The following is a 15,684-nucleotide window of genomic DNA, read 5'->3' as shown; positions in this document are numbered from 1 at the left end:
ACACCAAATCATGAAAACGAACCACCACGCTCCTGCCGAGGCCACCCTGAGCGACGAAGAGCGCACTCCCTGCGAGGTCTGGACCCGGGTCATGGGCTATCACCGCCCGGTGTCCGCCTTCAACAAGGGCAAGCAGTCGGAACACGCGCAGCGCCGCTACTTCGAGGAACCCGGCGTCACGAGCCATGCAAACCGCTGAATGTACCGTGACGGCCACGGCGGCCGAATCGCTGCGGGTGGGGGGAATGACTCCCCTCACCACCATCGACTATCCCGGTGAGCTGGCGGCCGTGATCTTCTGCCAGGGCTGTCCCTGGCGCTGCGGGTATTGCCACAATGCCCGGCTACAGCCCACACGGACGGATGCCCCGGTGGGCTGGGACCAGGTGACGGCATTTCTGTCCCGGCGCCGCGGGCTGCTGGATGCCGTGGTGTTCAGCGGCGGTGAGCCCACCCTGCAGGGCGGGCTGGCACGGGCCATGGTCCAGGTGCGAAAAATGGGCTTCAAGGTGGGGTTGCACACCGCCGGCGTCTATCCCGAGCGCCTGACCCGGGTGCTGCCCTTCACCGATTGGGTGGGCCTGGACATCAAGGCCCTGCCCGAAGACTATCCGGCGATCACGGGTGTGCCGGGTTCCGGCGAGGCCGCCTGGGACAGCCTGTACCGGGTGCTGGCCACCAACGTGGCCCTGGAGGTGCGCACCACCGTGGTGCCTGAACTGGAAGCACAACTGCCCGCCCTGCAATCCCGCCTGGCCCGGGCCGGGGTCCGACGGCACCAGCTGCAGACCGCCAGGACCCCATCCATCGTTTGAGCATGAACTGGAATCGGTCTCGAACGTGCTAACCTTGCGAGTGGGATACTCCAAGCCAGGCCCCCACCGCATCATGACTCTCAAACGCTACATCATCCTGCTGCTGGGTTCGGGCCTGTTGCTGCTGCTGGCCATCCAGTGGTGGCTCACCTATCAGGCCGCGGAAGCGATGTCCCTGCGCCTGCAGACCCGCCTGGCGGAAGAAGTGAGCAGTCAGGTCCACGACAAGGTACGGCAGTTCTTCGAAGTCCCCCGACAGGTGGTGAGCCTCAATGTCGCCCTGATCCGTCAGGGGGTGATCGATCCCCGTGACCCGGAGGCCCTGATTCGCAACTTCCTGCTGCAACTGGAGCAGCAACCCGTGCTCACCTTTCTCTCCACGGGCACGCCCGAAGGGGAATATTTTGCCGCCAGCCGCCCCCCGCTGGGCGAGGATCGCAGCCTGCGGATATTGCAGGCCAGCATCGACAACCACCGTGTCATGTCCCTCTACCGCGTGGATAAACGCAATCTCCCGGGGGAACTGATCGATGCCGGCAACGACCACTACGATGCCCGACTCCGTCCCTGGTTCATGACAGCCCAGACGATGGGCCGCATGAGCTGGTATCCAGCCTATCGCTATGCCATCAATGACCCCGCCGGTGACTACAGCGCCATGGGTCTGGGTATATCGGCCCCTCTGTACGGCGCCGATGAGCAGTTCGTGGGGGTGATTTCCGCCGATCTTTCGATTGTGCAACTCAGCCGATGGCTGACTGAAGTGATGGAACGCTCCGGGGGCGTCGCCTTCATTACCGAACCGGACGGAAAACTGCTGGCAAACTCGACCCCGGACCCGGTCTATTTCCTGAACCGTGACGAAACCCGCAGGATCAGTCTATGGGAAAGTGATTCTCCTCTGCTCAGGGAACTGGGCGAACTGCTGGAACGACAAGCCGACCCCGGACAGGGACGGGTACTGCATCAGATCGAAGATGAACGCTACCTGGTGGACTGGGTGAGTTACTCACTGCAGGACGGCCCGACCCTACGGATCGTGCAGGCGATCCCCCAGAGCCAGTTCATGGCGCCGATGCTGGATTTGTTGCGGCAACTGCTGCTGGTGGCCGCCGGGATCCTGTTGCTGGGAATGATGCTGATCACCCTCATCAGCATCTGGGTCACCCGCCCCCTGGTGGCCTTGAGCCGCTGGGCAATCCGTCTCGGGCGGGGAGACTGGACCTTCCGGCTGGACATCCGGACCCCGGTGGTGGAAGTCAGCCAGTTGTCCCTGGCACTGGGGCAGATGGCGAGGCGCCTGGAGCAGCAGACTCATGGCCTGGAACAACAGGTGGCCACGCGCACGGCGGAGCTGGAGCAGGCCAACCGGGAATTGTCCCGGCTGTCCCGAACGGATGCGCTCACGGGCCTGGCCAACCGACGCAGCTTTGATGAGGTGCTGGCAAGGGAATGGGGCAGAACCCGTCGTTTCGCCCAACCATTGAGCCTGTTAATGCTGGATATCGACTGGTTCAAGGCCTACAACGACCATCATGGACACGTGGCCGGGGATCACTGCATACAGGTGCTTGCCGACGTGCTGCGGCAGCATACCCAGCGGGCCAGCGACCTGGCGGCCCGCTACGGCGGCGAGGAATTTGTGATCATCTGCGGCGGCCTTGACCATGCGGAAGCCCTGGGACTGGCGGAAGACATCCGCGACATGCTGGAACAAAAGGCACTGCCCCACGAAAACTCCCCCTTGCAGGTGATCACGGTCAGCATCGGGGTGGCGACGCTAGGACAGCGGGAAGCATGTTCGCCCGAGGAACTGATCAAGGCGGCGGACCTTGCGCTCTATCGCGCCAAGGCCTCCGGCCGCAACCGGGTTGTCTCATCGCCAGAGCATCTATCGACCTGACGCCATCACCCCGTCCAGGGTGACGAAAAGACCAAAACGGTCCAGCAATTGGGGGCGTAGCCTGCCCTCCCACCCGCCCCCACAGAGGTTACCCAACCAGAGCGCCCTCCCGCCGTCATTCCCGCACAAGCGGGAATCCAGGGAAGGAGTCGAACCCGGACTCCCGCTTTCGCGGGAGTGACCCTCTTCGTGCTCTTATCGCCACCACACACTGTGCCCTGCCCTCATCGAGGCATCACCCGCACCGGTGCGATCTCATGCAGGGGCCGGGGTCTGCCGATGTGATACCCCTGCACGAAATCCACACCGATCCGGCCCAGGACCGCCAGTACCTCCTCGTTTTCGACGAACTCGGCGATGGTCTTCAGGCCCATTTCATGGCCGATGGTATTGATGGCCCGTACCATGGCCAGATCAACCGGGTCATGGGCGATATCCTTGACGAAGGCACCGTCGATTTTCAGATAGTCCACCGGCAGATTTTTCAGGTAGCCGAACGAGGACAGGCCGCTGCCGAAGTCATCCAGCGCAAACAGGCATCCCAGATGTCTGACTTCCCGGATGAAATGGATCACCTTGGAGAGATTGCCGATGGCCGCGCTTTCCGTGATCTCCAGGCAGACGGTACCGGGCGGCAGGGCCAGCCGTTCCAGCGTGCTCTTGAGACTGTCCCGGAAACGATCGTCCGACAATGACGCACCCGACAGATTGATGCACCAGGTACCTTCCAGGCCACCTGGTTTGCGACAGGAATCACTCAGCCAGGCCAGCACATTGCGCACCACCCACTGGTCGATGCGGGGCATCATCTGATAGCGCTCCGCGGCAGGAATGAAACTGCCTGGGCTGATGATCTGATCACCCTCCAGCAGTCGCACCAGCACCTCGTAGTGTACCGGCAAGCCTTCACATCCCGGCATCAGGGGCACGACGGGCTGCACATAGAGACGGAACCGGTCTTCATCCAGGGCGGACTGCAGCCGGGAAACCCATTGCACTTGTCCATGGTGTTCCAGCAGATGCTGGTCATCCGGCTGATACACATGTACCTGACTTCTACCGGCCTCCTTGGCCGCATAGCAGGCCGAATCCGCGGCGGACAGCAATGTCGCCATGGACCCGTGCCCCTCATCAATACCCACCAGACCGATGCTGACCCCCAGGCTGAAGGATTTGTCCTGCCAGGCGAAGCGAAAATCATGTATTGCCTGACGAATGGCCTCGGCCACCCGGCGGGCCTTGTCCATCGGGCAATCCCTCAGCAGCAGACCGAATTCGTCGCCGCCCAGCCTTGCCAGCACATCCGCGGCCCGTACATGCTGGCCGACAAGGGCGGTGATCTGACGCAAGGCTTCGTCCCCTGCTTCATGGCCACAGGTGTCATTGATGACCTTGAACTGATCCAGGTCCAGATAACCGAGCACATGATGACTGCCGGGCTCGAAGGGGCTGTCCAGCAGGTGATGGAGACATTGCTCAAAGGCCCGGCGGTTGAGAATCCCGGTCAGCACATCATGTCGGGCCTGATAGGTCAGTTCGCGGGACAGGTTCAGGGTGACGGTGACATCATGGATCACCAGCACCACCCCCATGATGAAACCCTCGTGGGAACGGATGGGCGCGGCGGAATCCTGAACCGGGATTTGCCTGCCGTCACGGCGGCGCAACAGACCATGCTCATGACGGCGGATGGGGTGCCCCCTGGAAAGCACCGAACGGACGGGATTTTCCATCATCCTGCCGGTCTTCTCATCCACGAGACGATAGACCGCCCCGATATTCTGGCCACGGGCCTCGTTCAGATCCACCCCCGTCAGGCGCTGGGCAACGGGGTTGATATACTGGATCACACCGGACTCATCGGTGGTGATCACCCCATCGCCGATGGATGCCAGCGTGACCCTGGCCAGATCCCGCTCCCGCTGTAATTGCTCTTCCACCTGCCGCCGATCAGTCACATCCCTGACCAGGGCCGTGAACATGATTTGGTCGCCCACCTGACTCTCCGTGACGGAGACCTCCACCGTACGCCGATTCCCGTCATCCCCCTTGAGTCGATAGGCCTGTCGCTCCCCGGGGTTCGGCAAGACGGCGCCCTCGCCGGTTTCGGCCCTGGCATCACGCCCCTCGAACAGCAGATGTACCGGTTTTCCGACGGCTTGGGAGGAAGGGATGCCGAAAAGATGTTCGGCACCGGGGTTGATCCCCGTGAGCATGCCATCCCGGGTGAAGGTCATCACACCTTCCTTCATGTCCCGGATGATGGCCCGGGTCTGATCCATGGCCCTGGCCAGGGTGTCCATCAGGCGATTGTAGTGGAGCGCGATCTGACCCACTTCGGTAAAGGGTTCCACCCTCGCACGCCGGTCCAGTGTGCCGCTGCTTGCCTGTCCATCCATGGTCTGTATCAGTTCGGCCAGTTCATCACGAGCGCCATGTTCAGAGACATTCAGACCCAGGCTTTCATCCCGGGCACTGACCCGCAGCGGCATGAAACGATCGATCAGTCGCAGCAGCAGATAGGCCGTGAAAAAGGACCAAAGGCCACAGACCAGGATGCCCAGCAACTGGACCCCCACCTGCTGATAACGCTCCAGTCCCGTATTCAAGGCGGACAGATCGCCGAACAACCCCACCGCCAGAGTCCCCCAGATGCCGGCTGCCAGATGGGCGGGGATCGCCCCCACCGCATCATCCACCCGCAGACGCAGCAGCAGTTCATGGCAAAGCACCATGAGGATGGCCCCCACCCCACCCACCATCAGTGCATTGGCGGCGGAGAGGACATGGGCGCTGGCGGTAATGGCCACCAGACCGGCAATGGCCCCATTGAGGGCATAAAGCACCTCCGGATAACCCCGGAAACGCCAGCCGATAAGGAGTCCGGTAAGAATGCCCCCCACCGCGGCCAGGGTGGTGTTGACCAGGATGCCCGGCACCCGGCCATCCATCGCCAGGGTACTGCCCCCATTGAAACCGAACCAGCCGAAGAACAGGATCAGCAGGCCCAGCATGGCCATGGGCAGATTGCCCGCGGGAATCACCCGGGGCCGCTCGCCCACCACGAAACGCCCCGCCCGACTACCCACCACGATGACCGCAGCCAGCGCCACCCAGCCGCCCAGGCTGTGCACCACCGTGGAACCGGCAAAATCCACGAACCCCATGTCCGCCAGCCAGCCTGATCCACTGCCCGTTGCCCCACCCCAGGCCCAGTGGCCGAAGACGGGATAGATCAACCCTGCCACCAGCGCAGTTACCACCATGTAGCTGGCAAAACGCATGCGCTCCGCCACGGCACCGGACACAATGGTGGCGGCAGTGGCGCAGAACATCACCTGAAAGAGGAAGAACGCCGCCAACCAGGGTGCGCTGCCCAGCCCCATATCCGGAAGAAATCCATCCAGTCCGATCCAGCCCCCCATGCTGTCGCCGAACATGAGGGCGAAACCGAACAACCAGAACAGGAAAGCGGCCAGGGCAAAGTCAGCGACATTTTTCAGCGCCACATTGATGGCGTTCTTGTTTCGGGTCAGCCCTGACTCCAGGCAAAGAAAACCCGCCTGCATGGTAAAGACCAGGCCGGCACAGAGTGTGATCCAGAGAATGTCGATCTGGCTGACTTGCATGGCGCTCTCACGGTTTTTACGGGGGCAGATATCGGCGCAATCACTCTTCAAGACGCCCCATTCTGGTGCATGCCTTACCCAATCCCATTCAGAAGACAAGGGATTGAATACGCTGCCCGGAAGAGACGGGACACATCGGGGATAAAAGAGCACAAGACATGCCATTTGAACGCCTGATGTCCCATTGGACAGGTTAGCGACGCCCTGCAGGCGGGTCCCTTTGACCCGTTACGCCGCTTGACCTAAGTCAGGAGAGCACGGAGTAATTAAATAAAAAAACAAAAATGCTATAAATTATAAGAATCATTATTATATTTAAAACAGCCAGTGATGCCCTTGCAGCGGCTAGCCAGCCAATTCCGTCCCATCCCTATTGACGGCAAGAGGTGCGTCATGAAGCTCGTCTCCCTTCCCACCACCACGTTGGCACTGTGTCTGCTCGGCGGGCCGGTCCTGGCCCATACTCCGCTGTTCGCCTGTTACGACAACGGCGACGGCACCATCCTCTGCGAAGGCGGCTTCTCCGACGGCTCATCCGCCGCCGGCGTGACCATCCGCGTGCTGGACGGCAATGACGAAATGCTGCTGGAAGACCAGCTCAACACCCTGAGTGAAATCGAGTTCGACAAGCCCGAAGGCACCTATACCGCGGTGTTCGATGCCGGTGAAGGTCACCGCATCGAGATTCCCGGCAGCCGCATCTTGCCCTGACCCCGGTTTCAACCCAGGAGAACCCCCACATGCATCGCCCATTCCTTGCAGCAGGTCTGGCCGCCCTGATCGGAATCGCCGCGCCGGCACAGGCCCACTTTCAGCTTCTCTACACCCCTTCCTTCATCCATGACAGCCCCACCACCCTGCCCTTCCGCCTGGTCTTCACCCATCCGGCCGGCAACGGGGCGGTGATGGACATGGGCAAGCCCGAAGAATTCTTCGTGGTGCACCAGGGACAAAAGACGGACCTGATGAGCACCCTCGAGCCGATGACCTGGCAGGGCGCCCAGAATCAGGGACGCGCCTTCACAGCCAAAGTCCCCATCCGGCGCAACGGTGACTACGTCTTTGCCCTGGTGCCGGCACCCTATCTGGAGGAAGGGGACGGCTACATTCAGCAATTCACCAAGACCATCGTCAATCGCGGCGGCGCACCCTCCGACTGGGACAAGCCCCTGGGTCTGCCGACCGAAATCGTACCGCTGGTGAAACCCTATGCCCTCTATGCCGGCATGCTCTTCAGTGCCCAGTTGCTCTCCGACGGCGAACCGGTGGCGGGCGCGGAGATCGAGGTGGAGTTCATGAACCACGACGTAATCATGGACAAGAACACTCTGCATAAGGAAGGACACCTGAACTTCCCCTCTCCCGCGTTTGAAACCTTCGTCACCCACACCGATGCAAACGGGATCTTTCACTTCGCCCTGCCCAAGGCCGGGGTATGGGGCTTTGCCGCCCCGGATTCCGGTCCCGTGACCGAATACAAGGGCGAACCCCTGAGCCAGGAGGCCGTGATCTGGGTACAGGTCCATGAGCTGCGCTGAACCGGATCAGACCCTGGACCAGGTTCAGCCCGGCCAGTCCTGCCGCATCCTCCGGCTGACCGCCGCGGGATCGATCCGCCAGCGACTGCTGGACATGGGGCTGCTTCCCGGTCGCCGGATTCAGCTGGTGCGACTCGCCCCCCTGGGCGATCCCCTGGAAGTCCGCCTGGATGCCGGCGACAGTTTCGTGGCCATCCGGCGCCAGGAAGCCTTTCACATCACGGTAACCCTTGAAGCATGCACACCATCCCGCTGACCACTGCCCGCCCCGGCGACATCCGGGGCGGCATCGCCCTCATCGGGCAACCCAATTGCGGTAAATCCACCCTGTTCAACGCCCTCACCGGCCTGCGCCAGCACGTGGCCAACTATCCGGGCGTGACGGTGGAAAAGAAGCAGGGCCCGATGCATCTCGGGGATCGGCGCCTGAATCTGGTGGACCTGCCCGGCACCTACAGCCTCACCGCCTTCTCACCCGAGGAGCGGGTGGTCAGAAGTTTCCTGCTGGACTCGCCGCCGACACTGGGCATCCATGTGCTGGACGCCGCCCAGTTGCAACGGGGTCTGTCACTGACGTTTCAACTGCTGGAGATGGGCCTGCCGGTGATCTGCGCCCTCAACATGAGTGACGTGGTCCGGCGCCAGGGCCACACCCTCGACCCACGGCGGCTTGCCGAACTGCTGGGCGTACCGGTGGTGGAGACCGTGGGCCGGCGCGGTCAGGGCCTGGATCAACTGAAGCGGGCGGCCATCAGTCTGCTGGATGGCGAGCACCGCATTGCCGCCAGACTCCCCCGCTACGGTGCCCTGGAACCCCATGTCCGTGCCATGCTGACGGCCCTGCCCGGCAGCCTGAAAAACCGCTGGATGGCCTTGCGCCTGCTGGAAAACGACCCGGAAGGCAAGTCCCTCCTGTTGCGACATGGACTGGCACCGACGGAGGTGGAAACGCTGCTGGAGGATGCGCGCACCCGCCGCAGCCAGTTCCAGCAGAGTAGCGGTCAGGACCTGGCCGACTACGTCATCACGATGCGGGACCGGCACGCACACGACATCACGACCCAGTGTCTGAACACGGACAGCGGCGGGCAACGGATCAGCTGGACCGAGCGGGCGGACCGCCTCCTGCTCAATCGCTGGCTGGCCCCGGTCTTCCTGCTGGCCACCATTTACGTGATCTACCACACGGCCATCGTGCAGGGTTACGAACTGACCCAATACACCTGGCCGTTGCTGGCGGGGATCCGCAATCTGGCGGCGGACTGGCTGCCAGCGGCGGGCTTTCTGCATGATCCGTTGTCCCGATCCCTGGGACTATGGCTCATGGACAGCGTCAACACCCTGCTCAACTATGTCCCCATCTTCCTGATCCTGTTCGCCCTCATCGCCATACTGGAAGACTCCGGTTACATGGCACGGATCGCCTTCATCCTGGACCGGGTGCTGCACCGATTCGGACTTCACGGCCAGTCCACCCTGCCCCTGATCCTGGGCGGCGTCTTTGCCGGCGGCTGCGCCGTCCCCGGCGTGATGGCCACCCGGGCGATCCCCGATCCCAGGGCACGGCTGGCCACCATCCTCACCGTGCCCTACATGAACTGTCTGGCCAAGATCCCCCTGTACACCCTGCTCATCGGCATCTTCTTCGTCGATCACAAGGGCCTGATCATGTTCTTCATCGCCACCATCACCATCATGGTGGCCCTGCTGGTGGCCTGGCTGCTGACCCGCACCCTGCTCAAGCCCATGGAGACCGTACCCTTCGTGATGGAGATGCCCCGCTACCACCTGCCCACCGCCGGGGGTGTCATGCGCCGTGCCCTCGACCGGACCTGGCTCTACATCAAGAAGGTGGGCACCATCGTGCTGGCGGTGGCGGTGGTGATCTTCGTCCTTTTGAATCTGCCGGGGCTGTCAGCGGAAGAACAAGAGAACTTTGAACAGCGCGCCCAGATCGCATTGAACCAGTTCCATGACCAGATCCGTGACAACCCCCATGCCCACCTGTTTCAGACGCCTGAACAGCTGATGCAGGCCCTGAGTCTGTCCAATGCCTACCGGGCCAGGCGCATGAACCTGAGCACGCCGGAGGCTGTCCAGTCACTGGACCGGCGCTTCGAACAGGCCGATCCGGTGTATTTCTCCTTTGTGCGCCCCGGCGGCGGCGACCGGGATGTCCGCGCCATCAATCGCGCCCTGCGCACCCTGGACCAGGAGCGCCGGCTGCTGCGCCTGGAAATACAGGAAACCCGCATCCACAACAGTCTGCTGGGACGCACGGGGCAAGCCCTGGAGCCGCTGACCCGGGCGGCGGGATTTGACTGGAAGATCAACGTGGCACTGCTCAGTTCCTTCGCCGCGCGTGAAAGCGCCGTGGCCACCCTGGGAGTGCTGTTCCAGCAGGAAGAAGGGTCCAATCAACCACTGGAAGAGCGCATGGGCACAGCCATGGGCACCACCGACGGCGCCCTGGTAGCCCTGGCTCTGCTCGTGTTCTTCGCCATCTACCCCCCCTGTCTGGCCACTGCCATCATGGTCAGGGTGCAGACCGACTCCACCGGCTGGATGCTCTTTTCCATCGTCTTCCCCGCCGCACTGGGGCTGCTGATTGCCAGCGGCATCCACAGCCTGGGGCAGGCGCTGGCGCTGGATGCCATCCACATGATGGTCGGTTTCTGGACCCTGATACTGATCCTTCTACTGGTGGTGGGTCTGTGGCCCCGACGGATGGTCAAGCCCGGACTCGCCACCGCATCACCGGGAGACCGTGCCGATGGAAGCCCATGACGTCCTGGTTCAGGCCCCCTCCGTCACCTGGATCGACATCCTGGTGACCGGAGGCATCGTGCTGGCGGCGATCATCTTTCTATGGCGACGCCTGTGGCCGCGAAGGGGCAACCAGAAGTGCGGTGGCTGCGGTGGGAAATGTCGTTAGGAAAACTCGGGTGGCACTCGCTGCCGTCACTCCGGCACCCACCGTCACTCCGGAGCCCACCATCACTCTCGCGCCCCTCTGCCGTCACTCCCGCGAAAGCGGGAGTCCAGTGACAGACTGAAAATCCTGGACTCCCGCCTGCGCGGGAGTGACGCGGGAAAAAGAGAACAGGAAAAATTAAGGAAAAACAAGCATCTCATAAAGAAAGGCGCTGAAATGCCGAAAGTGAGCTTGGCTCAAGGGACCGGCTGGAAAGTAAAAGGCATGGCCGGCACGAAGGCATCCGACACCTCGCCCGAGAGGATGCGCTCCATATCCACACCCAAGTCCAGCTTGCGCACCGGCGCGCCCGCGGAAAGGTCGAGATTCTTCAGATCCACCCAGAAGACGCTGGGCGAAAGTACGGATTCAACGTAATAACGCAGCTGCTTGTGGTCGGCCACCACGCGCCAGCGAGTCGTCGAGAGGTTGGGCTGGTCGGCGATGCTGATGCCCCAGGGCACAGAAACCTGACGGATCACGCTGAACACCGAGGCCGCGGCAATGCGCGGGTCGGCACTTTGCACCACCGCGTTCACATAAAAATGCGCCCGCACGAAACGATCGGTGGCGCGTACCGTGCCGGGCATGAACTCCCGTGGGTTCACGCCCTGCCAGTATTCGAGGATCGCAAGCTGCCGCTCGTAGGTCGGCTCATTCGTCATGACCTGATGGGCGCGGTCATGGTGGATAACCATCTCGCCGGCGATGAACTCGATGACCGCGCTATCACCGCCGGCGTCCGAAAGCGACACATGGACGGTTGCCTCGCGCCCCGGCGGCCCCACCGGCACCTCACCCGACACCACCAGCACGGGATTTTCGCGCAGGTCGGCCACCGCCTCTGCCACGGAGGCATAACGGTCCAGCAGGTATTGCGGGAACACCGAGACCGAGATACGCGGCGTCGCCCCATCGTCTTCGGGATAGGTGGCCTCCACCTCCCACAGAAGGTTGGCCACCAAACCCGCCTCGTTGATGCCATCGGCGGTGGAAATGTCGTAGCCTGACACGATCAGGCTGCCATGGGTGGCCGTCCATTGCACCGAACGCGGGCCGGCGGCACCGTCCCGCGCCATGCCGCGGGGAAATGCCCAGAGATTGCTGAGCATCGGCAGCTTCCAGTCCATGCTGCGGCCGGTAACGATACGATCCTCCGGCCCAAGGTACACCACCCGGGTGCAGCTATTGGCCTCCGGGATGATCAGCATCAGCGCCGCGATGACGGCCGTGCAAAGGGTTTGGATCAGTCGATGTTTCATCATTTTGCGCGAGAAACCCCCGCCCACTCGCCAGTATTAAAACCCACAGGCTTGTAGTTTCTGTTAAGGAGAACCCACGAACCATCTTCTTGTTTTTGTATGCGGTATGGAAAATACACTGCACGAACATTTTCAATTGCCATATCGTTCTCCTTGTGGCCTAACGCCAGCGCTCAGCCGCGCGGCTTCATGCGTCGGCTGGAGCGCCTTGTTGTGCCCCATTTCGCCTGCATTTGTCGTAAACAAACTCCGGATCAAGATCTATTCCAGAGTCCCACTCAACCGTATCAAAAGATACCCGGACACGCTCAAAAGCATTTCGGTCCTTCAGCCGCTGAAAAACACCGAAGTCGAGATACGGCTTCATATCTAGTATCCCGCGCTCGCCATTGTCAAAATCGACTTGCAGCGTATAGTCGTCAGAAGGAGTAACGTTTGTGACTGATGGATGCATTTTGTTCACCTTACTGAAGTGGCTGAATCTTGAATGGTTCCTCACCATTCATGACCAACTCCCAATCGGCCATCAACTCGTCTTGGCGAAGCTCCGCCCATGCCAAGGCAAGTTTCGTTTGTTTCTTCGGAAGATTGCCTTCGATAATCTCGCACGTACGGATATCCACTATCGCCTTGTATTCGCCGTAGTAGACATGAAAGTGTGGCGGCGGATGCTCCTTCGGCGCGAAGTACATTCGCACAATAATCCCGTAGAACATCGATATTGTTGGCACTTTGGATCTCCCCTCGGTTACAGTGTTGGCCCTTCAAGCACAACGCCTGCATAAACGGCGCCCGACTAGGGCGTCCGGTGGAGGCCCATCGGGCCGGAACGAATTTAATGCACTAGTTATGTGGTGGCGGTTCACGTTGGTAGACCCTCAAACTTTGACACCTCCTCCAACCGCTCATCCCAAACAGCTTTGCTGGATGAGAAGATATGCGCCGTAGGCAACATCGTTATTTGAGAGTCCAAACACCCTGCCGGAACAACAAGCAAACCCGCGACCTGTGTATTTGGCAATGCTGAACCACACAACTTGCAAAAGCTTTTGTTATGACGAGTGCCAGGAAGCGTAAAGGAAGCTACAGCATCTGAACCCGATTGCCAGACCAATTTAGCGGAATGCGAGAATAGATTTGCCGCATGAGCCGAACCTGTGTCTTTTTGGCAATGCAGACAATGGCACAGGTAGAAGCTATCGAAATCACCTTTTACCTTAAAACTCACTGTGCCACACAGACAAGAACCGAAATGATCAGTCATTAGAACCTCTTCCGTGGCCTAAAGGTGAAGTCCACATAACGCCGCAATCACGCGCTAGTCGCGTGCATTGCTTTGTTAGCATTTGCTCCGATAGAAACGCCAAATTTCCCAAGTCTTCTAGAGACCCGATCAAATAGATCGGTATCAAAAAAGTACTCTTTTTGATATGACAACCTAAGTGCTAATTCAACCTTCTTTACATCTGTATTTCTATCAGTGGAAATCGACTTTTGCCGATAAATTATCGCTATTAAATTTGCTACATCATGACCACAGCAAACCTGTATCCCGTTTTCATTTCTTTGGGTATAAATATCAATTTCGGACATTAAATAAGTATAGTCAACAAAAGGTGGTTTCAGCCTACTCCTCTCAAGCAGGGTGTTTACAAGAAACTGCATGTCGATGGTAACATCTAAATTATCTATACTGGAAAACTCATTAAAGTTCAGCCCTTTAAAATTCAAATTAAGCTTCTTCTCATAATTAATCCATCTCAATATGCCGATTGGATAAGCTGCCTGAAGTACCATATCAAAAAGGCTCTTTTTCATAGTATCAATATATTCAGAGGTTGAGTATTCATAGATGAAAGACTCAAGTGCCGGCGACTGCATCATCATAAGCTCAGCATCATGACAATCTGTCATGTACACGGAATACTGCTCTGCCATCTTAGCAGTTCCCGTTAAGTTTTCATGATCCGCATCGCATATTGCTAACACTTGCTCTGGATATTCTATAGATAAATCATTCATTGCAGACAGCAGTTCTTTTTTACCATCGATGGGTTCAACTTGGGTTCTTTCACAGTGGAAAATCCCTCGAAACAAACGGACATCTGACCCGCCCTCGACAATGATTATTACTTTATCTCTGTATAGTGGGTGTCTAAACAACATCCTTATTTCGTTCTTTTTATCATTTTCATCGACATACCTCCTCATATTGATCCACCCCCTTCTAAATCCACAGTAAGATCCCAATTCCCATCAATAATCTGTGGCGAATGAGTAGCAATCACAACAGGCATGTTTTGGATCTCGATAATCTCCTTGAGATCTTTCAGGAACTCTTTCTGCCATGCAACGTGCAATGAGATCTCCGGCTCATCGATTAGAACCAAGACATTTTTTTCGGTTTTAAATATAAGCTCATACAAAAGAACCACTTGGTGCTGCTCACCTGAAGATAGCTGGGTTGGCTTTAAAGGTTTTCCTTTTTCAGTTTCGAAGTAAAACCCGCTTTCGGAGTTAACTTTAATTTTTTTAAATGAAAGTCGTTTAGTATTTAATATACGAGAGAACAACTCAATTTTTTTGTAGATTTTTTCGTACGCAGAAAGTTTTTCGATCGTATCCTGTACGTATAGCGTCAGAACCTTTTTGTCTTCGTCTTTAATTTCGTCTAGAACCTGAAGTGCTGGCAAATGCTGTTCAGATACGAGTAAATTGAAAGCAGACAGCTCTGACCTTTTTTCCTGAAGCTTTTGGAGCTCATATTTGAGCTCTTCTTTATTCAAAAGTGGAGGAGATTTATCTTTTCGTAGCAACCTTACAGGAAACGTTGTGTCAAGCTGTTGGGAAACCTGAGCAGACCTAAAACCTGATTCTCGGATCAAGTTCGAAAGCTCATCAGCATACTTCTCGATTGTATCAACAAAGCTTTTTCTTCTCGCATGGTGAGGAGAGTTAATCTTCCTTTGTATAAGCCTCTGGTCCTGAATGAAGTGAGCATTTAACGAATCGCTAAAATCTAGATACCATTGTGGTAACGTTTTAGTAGTAAACTCTTCAGGCAGATACTCTGAGAAATTTTCTATCACCTCTTCAATGCTAAATATTTCATCTGTCCTATGATCCTCCCACTCTCTTGGTCCAACTCGATGCAAGAATGGGATAAACTTATCAATGGATGAAATTGATATTTTCTTGGATTTAGAAAACTCATAGTCTTTCGAATATTCATGCGGGTCATTTATCTCACTGTGACCCAGCACGATGCTGCTGCCGTTTTCTTCATCACTTTTATCGATAACTATAATCCCTTGAGAGGTGTGCATCTCAATCGACTTGAAGTGTAGATCACACAAGAATGAAAGCTTTCTGTTGAAAATTGCATCAATGACCTTTAGGCAAACTGTCTTTCCGTAGCCATTCGGTGCGGTGATTATTGTAATATTACCGTCTTTAAAATTAACTTTGTGATTAAAGTGACCGAATAGTCCTTTAATCAGAAGAGTGTATATTTCCAATTTGCTACTCCATTGATTATTAATAATTCACTTGATTATCGGATT

Annotated in this window: 16 protein-coding genes; 8 read left to right on the top strand and 8 right to left on the bottom strand. The window is 57.9% G+C overall.

The genetic code is table 11. From position 1 onward, the window contains the following. Positions 1–10: 10 nt before the first annotated feature. From nrdD to LQ956_RS13900, 3 genes are all read left to right on the top strand, one after another. Positions 11–199: an anaerobic ribonucleoside-triphosphate reductase gene (gene nrdD / locus LQ956_RS14985; RefSeq protein WP_255722547.1), complete on the top strand. Its 189-nt coding sequence runs from the start codon at positions 11–13 to the stop codon at positions 197–199. Next, positions 186–815, top strand: a complete 630-nt coding sequence (locus LQ956_RS13905; RefSeq protein ID WP_238622575.1) for an anaerobic ribonucleoside-triphosphate reductase activating protein — start codon at positions 186–188, stop codon at positions 813–815. The genes nrdD and LQ956_RS13905 overlap by 14 nt, the downstream gene beginning before the upstream one ends. 73 nt (positions 816–888) lie before the next feature. After that, positions 889–2,718, top strand: a complete 1,830-nt coding sequence (locus tag LQ956_RS13900; protein ID WP_238630234.1) for a sensor domain-containing diguanylate cyclase — start codon at positions 889–891, stop codon at positions 2,716–2,718. Positions 2,719–2,942: 224 nt separating this feature from the next. Here LQ956_RS13900 and amt read toward each other — a convergent pair whose 3' ends face one another. Then, positions 2,943–6,347, bottom strand: a complete 3,405-nt coding sequence (amt, locus tag LQ956_RS13895; protein ID WP_238630233.1) for an ammonium transporter — start codon at positions 6,345–6,347, stop codon at positions 2,943–2,945. A gap of 393 nt (positions 6,348–6,740) precedes the next feature. Between amt and LQ956_RS13890 the strand changes: the two genes are divergently transcribed. Genes LQ956_RS13890 through LQ956_RS13870 form a run of 5 tightly spaced genes read left to right on the top strand, consistent with a single transcriptional unit; the run spans position 6,741 to position 10,820 of the window. Continuing rightward, entirely contained in the window at positions 6,741–7,058 is a 318-nt protein-coding gene (locus LQ956_RS13890) for a hypothetical protein (protein ID WP_238622913.1), read from the top strand. Positions 7,059–7,087: 29 nt separating this feature from the next. After that, positions 7,088–7,885 carry a DUF4198 domain-containing protein gene (locus tag LQ956_RS13885; protein WP_238630232.1) on the top strand — a complete coding sequence of 266 codons (798 nt, stop codon included), beginning with the start codon at positions 7,088–7,090 and terminating at the stop codon, positions 7,883–7,885. Next, the gene (locus LQ956_RS13880) at positions 7,872–8,141 is read left to right on the top strand and encodes a FeoA family protein (protein WP_238630231.1); all 270 of its coding nucleotides are present in this window, start codon (positions 7,872–7,874) and stop codon (positions 8,139–8,141) included. The genes LQ956_RS13885 and LQ956_RS13880 overlap by 14 nt, the downstream gene beginning before the upstream one ends. After that, positions 8,123–10,672, top strand: a complete 2,550-nt coding sequence (gene feoB / locus LQ956_RS13875) for a ferrous iron transport protein B (RefSeq protein ID WP_238630230.1) — start codon at positions 8,123–8,125, stop codon at positions 10,670–10,672. Before LQ956_RS13880 ends, feoB begins: the two co-directional genes overlap by 19 nt. After that, positions 10,659–10,820: a FeoB-associated Cys-rich membrane protein gene (locus LQ956_RS13870; RefSeq protein ID WP_238630229.1), complete on the top strand. Its 162-nt coding sequence runs from the start codon at positions 10,659–10,661 to the stop codon at positions 10,818–10,820. Before feoB ends, LQ956_RS13870 begins: the two co-directional genes overlap by 14 nt. 236 nt (positions 10,821–11,056) lie before the next feature. On the opposite strand, the gene LQ956_RS13865 is transcribed toward LQ956_RS13870, so the two are convergent. The 7 genes from LQ956_RS13865 to LQ956_RS13835 form a co-directional block, all read right to left on the bottom strand. Next, the gene (locus LQ956_RS13865; RefSeq protein ID WP_238630228.1) at positions 11,057–12,124 is read right to left on the bottom strand and encodes a linear amide C-N hydrolase; all 1,068 of its coding nucleotides are present in this window, start codon (positions 12,122–12,124) and stop codon (positions 11,057–11,059) included. Next, positions 12,121–12,264, bottom strand: coding sequence for a hypothetical protein (locus tag LQ956_RS13860; RefSeq protein ID WP_238622919.1), 144 nt, complete (start codon positions 12,262–12,264; stop codon positions 12,121–12,123). Before LQ956_RS13860 ends, LQ956_RS13865 begins: the two co-directional genes overlap by 4 nt. 44 nt (positions 12,265–12,308) lie before the next feature. Next, positions 12,309–12,575 carry a DUF2442 domain-containing protein gene (locus LQ956_RS13855; protein WP_238630227.1) on the bottom strand — a complete coding sequence of 89 codons (267 nt, stop codon included), beginning with the start codon at positions 12,573–12,575 and terminating at the stop codon, positions 12,309–12,311. 10 nt (positions 12,576–12,585) lie between these two features. After that, positions 12,586–12,837 carry a DUF4160 domain-containing protein gene (locus LQ956_RS13850; RefSeq protein WP_255722555.1) on the bottom strand — a complete coding sequence of 84 codons (252 nt, stop codon included), beginning with the start codon at positions 12,835–12,837 and terminating at the stop codon, positions 12,586–12,588. Between the two features lie 146 nt (positions 12,838–12,983). Further along, on the bottom strand, positions 12,984–13,385 hold the full coding sequence (locus LQ956_RS13845; protein ID WP_238630225.1) for a GFA family protein: 402 nt from the start codon (positions 13,383–13,385) through the stop codon (positions 12,984–12,986). A gap of 47 nt (positions 13,386–13,432) precedes the next feature. Then, positions 13,433–14,287, bottom strand: coding sequence for a DUF4435 domain-containing protein (locus LQ956_RS13840; RefSeq protein ID WP_238630224.1), 855 nt, complete (start codon positions 14,285–14,287; stop codon positions 13,433–13,435). Positions 14,288–14,328: 41 nt separating this feature from the next. Further along, positions 14,329–15,639: an AAA family ATPase gene (locus LQ956_RS13835; RefSeq protein ID WP_238630223.1), complete on the bottom strand. Its 1,311-nt coding sequence runs from the start codon at positions 15,637–15,639 to the stop codon at positions 14,329–14,331. Positions 15,640–15,684 lie beyond the last annotated feature (45 nt).

The sequence above is a fragment of the Ectothiorhodospira lacustris genome (assembly GCF_022227845.1).
Lineage (GTDB): Bacteria > Pseudomonadota > Gammaproteobacteria > Ectothiorhodospirales > Ectothiorhodospiraceae > Ectothiorhodospira > Ectothiorhodospira lacustris.
This window is presented reverse-complemented; position numbering and strand designations above follow the sequence as displayed.

Coding starts and splice junctions, on each gene's coding strand:
- LQ956_RS13855 (WP_238630227.1), bottom strand. CDS start 12,575: ATGCATCCATCAGTCACAAACGTTACTCCTTCTGACGACTATACGCTG.
- LQ956_RS13900 (WP_238630234.1), top strand. CDS start 889: ATGACTCTCAAACGCTACATCATCCTGCTGCTGGGTTCGGGCCTGTTG.
- LQ956_RS13865 (WP_238630228.1), bottom strand. CDS start 12,124: ATGATGAAACATCGACTGATCCAAACCCTTTGCACGGCCGTCATCGCG.
- LQ956_RS13870 (WP_238630229.1), top strand. CDS start 10,659: ATGGAAGCCCATGACGTCCTGGTTCAGGCCCCCTCCGTCACCTGGATC.
- LQ956_RS13860 (WP_238622919.1), bottom strand. CDS start 12,264: ATGGCAATTGAAAATGTTCGTGCAGTGTATTTTCCATACCGCATACAA.
- LQ956_RS13885 (WP_238630232.1), top strand. CDS start 7,088: ATGCATCGCCCATTCCTTGCAGCAGGTCTGGCCGCCCTGATCGGAATC.
- LQ956_RS13905 (WP_238622575.1), top strand. CDS start 186: ATGCAAACCGCTGAATGTACCGTGACGGCCACGGCGGCCGAATCGCTG.
- amt (WP_238630233.1), bottom strand. CDS start 6,347: ATGCAAGTCAGCCAGATCGACATTCTCTGGATCACACTCTGTGCCGGC.
- nrdD (WP_255722547.1), top strand. CDS start 11: ATGAAAACGAACCACCACGCTCCTGCCGAGGCCACCCTGAGCGACGAA.
- LQ956_RS13890 (WP_238622913.1), top strand. CDS start 6,741: ATGAAGCTCGTCTCCCTTCCCACCACCACGTTGGCACTGTGTCTGCTC.
- LQ956_RS13840 (WP_238630224.1), bottom strand. CDS start 14,287: ATGTTGTTTAGACACCCACTATACAGAGATAAAGTAATAATCATTGTC.
- LQ956_RS13845 (WP_238630225.1), bottom strand. CDS start 13,385: ATGACTGATCATTTCGGTTCTTGTCTGTGTGGCACAGTGAGTTTTAAG.
- LQ956_RS13850 (WP_255722555.1), bottom strand. CDS start 12,837: ATGTTCTACGGGATTATTGTGCGAATGTACTTCGCGCCGAAGGAGCAT.
- LQ956_RS13880 (WP_238630231.1), top strand. CDS start 7,872: ATGAGCTGCGCTGAACCGGATCAGACCCTGGACCAGGTTCAGCCCGGC.
- feoB (WP_238630230.1), top strand. CDS start 8,123: ATGCACACCATCCCGCTGACCACTGCCCGCCCCGGCGACATCCGGGGC.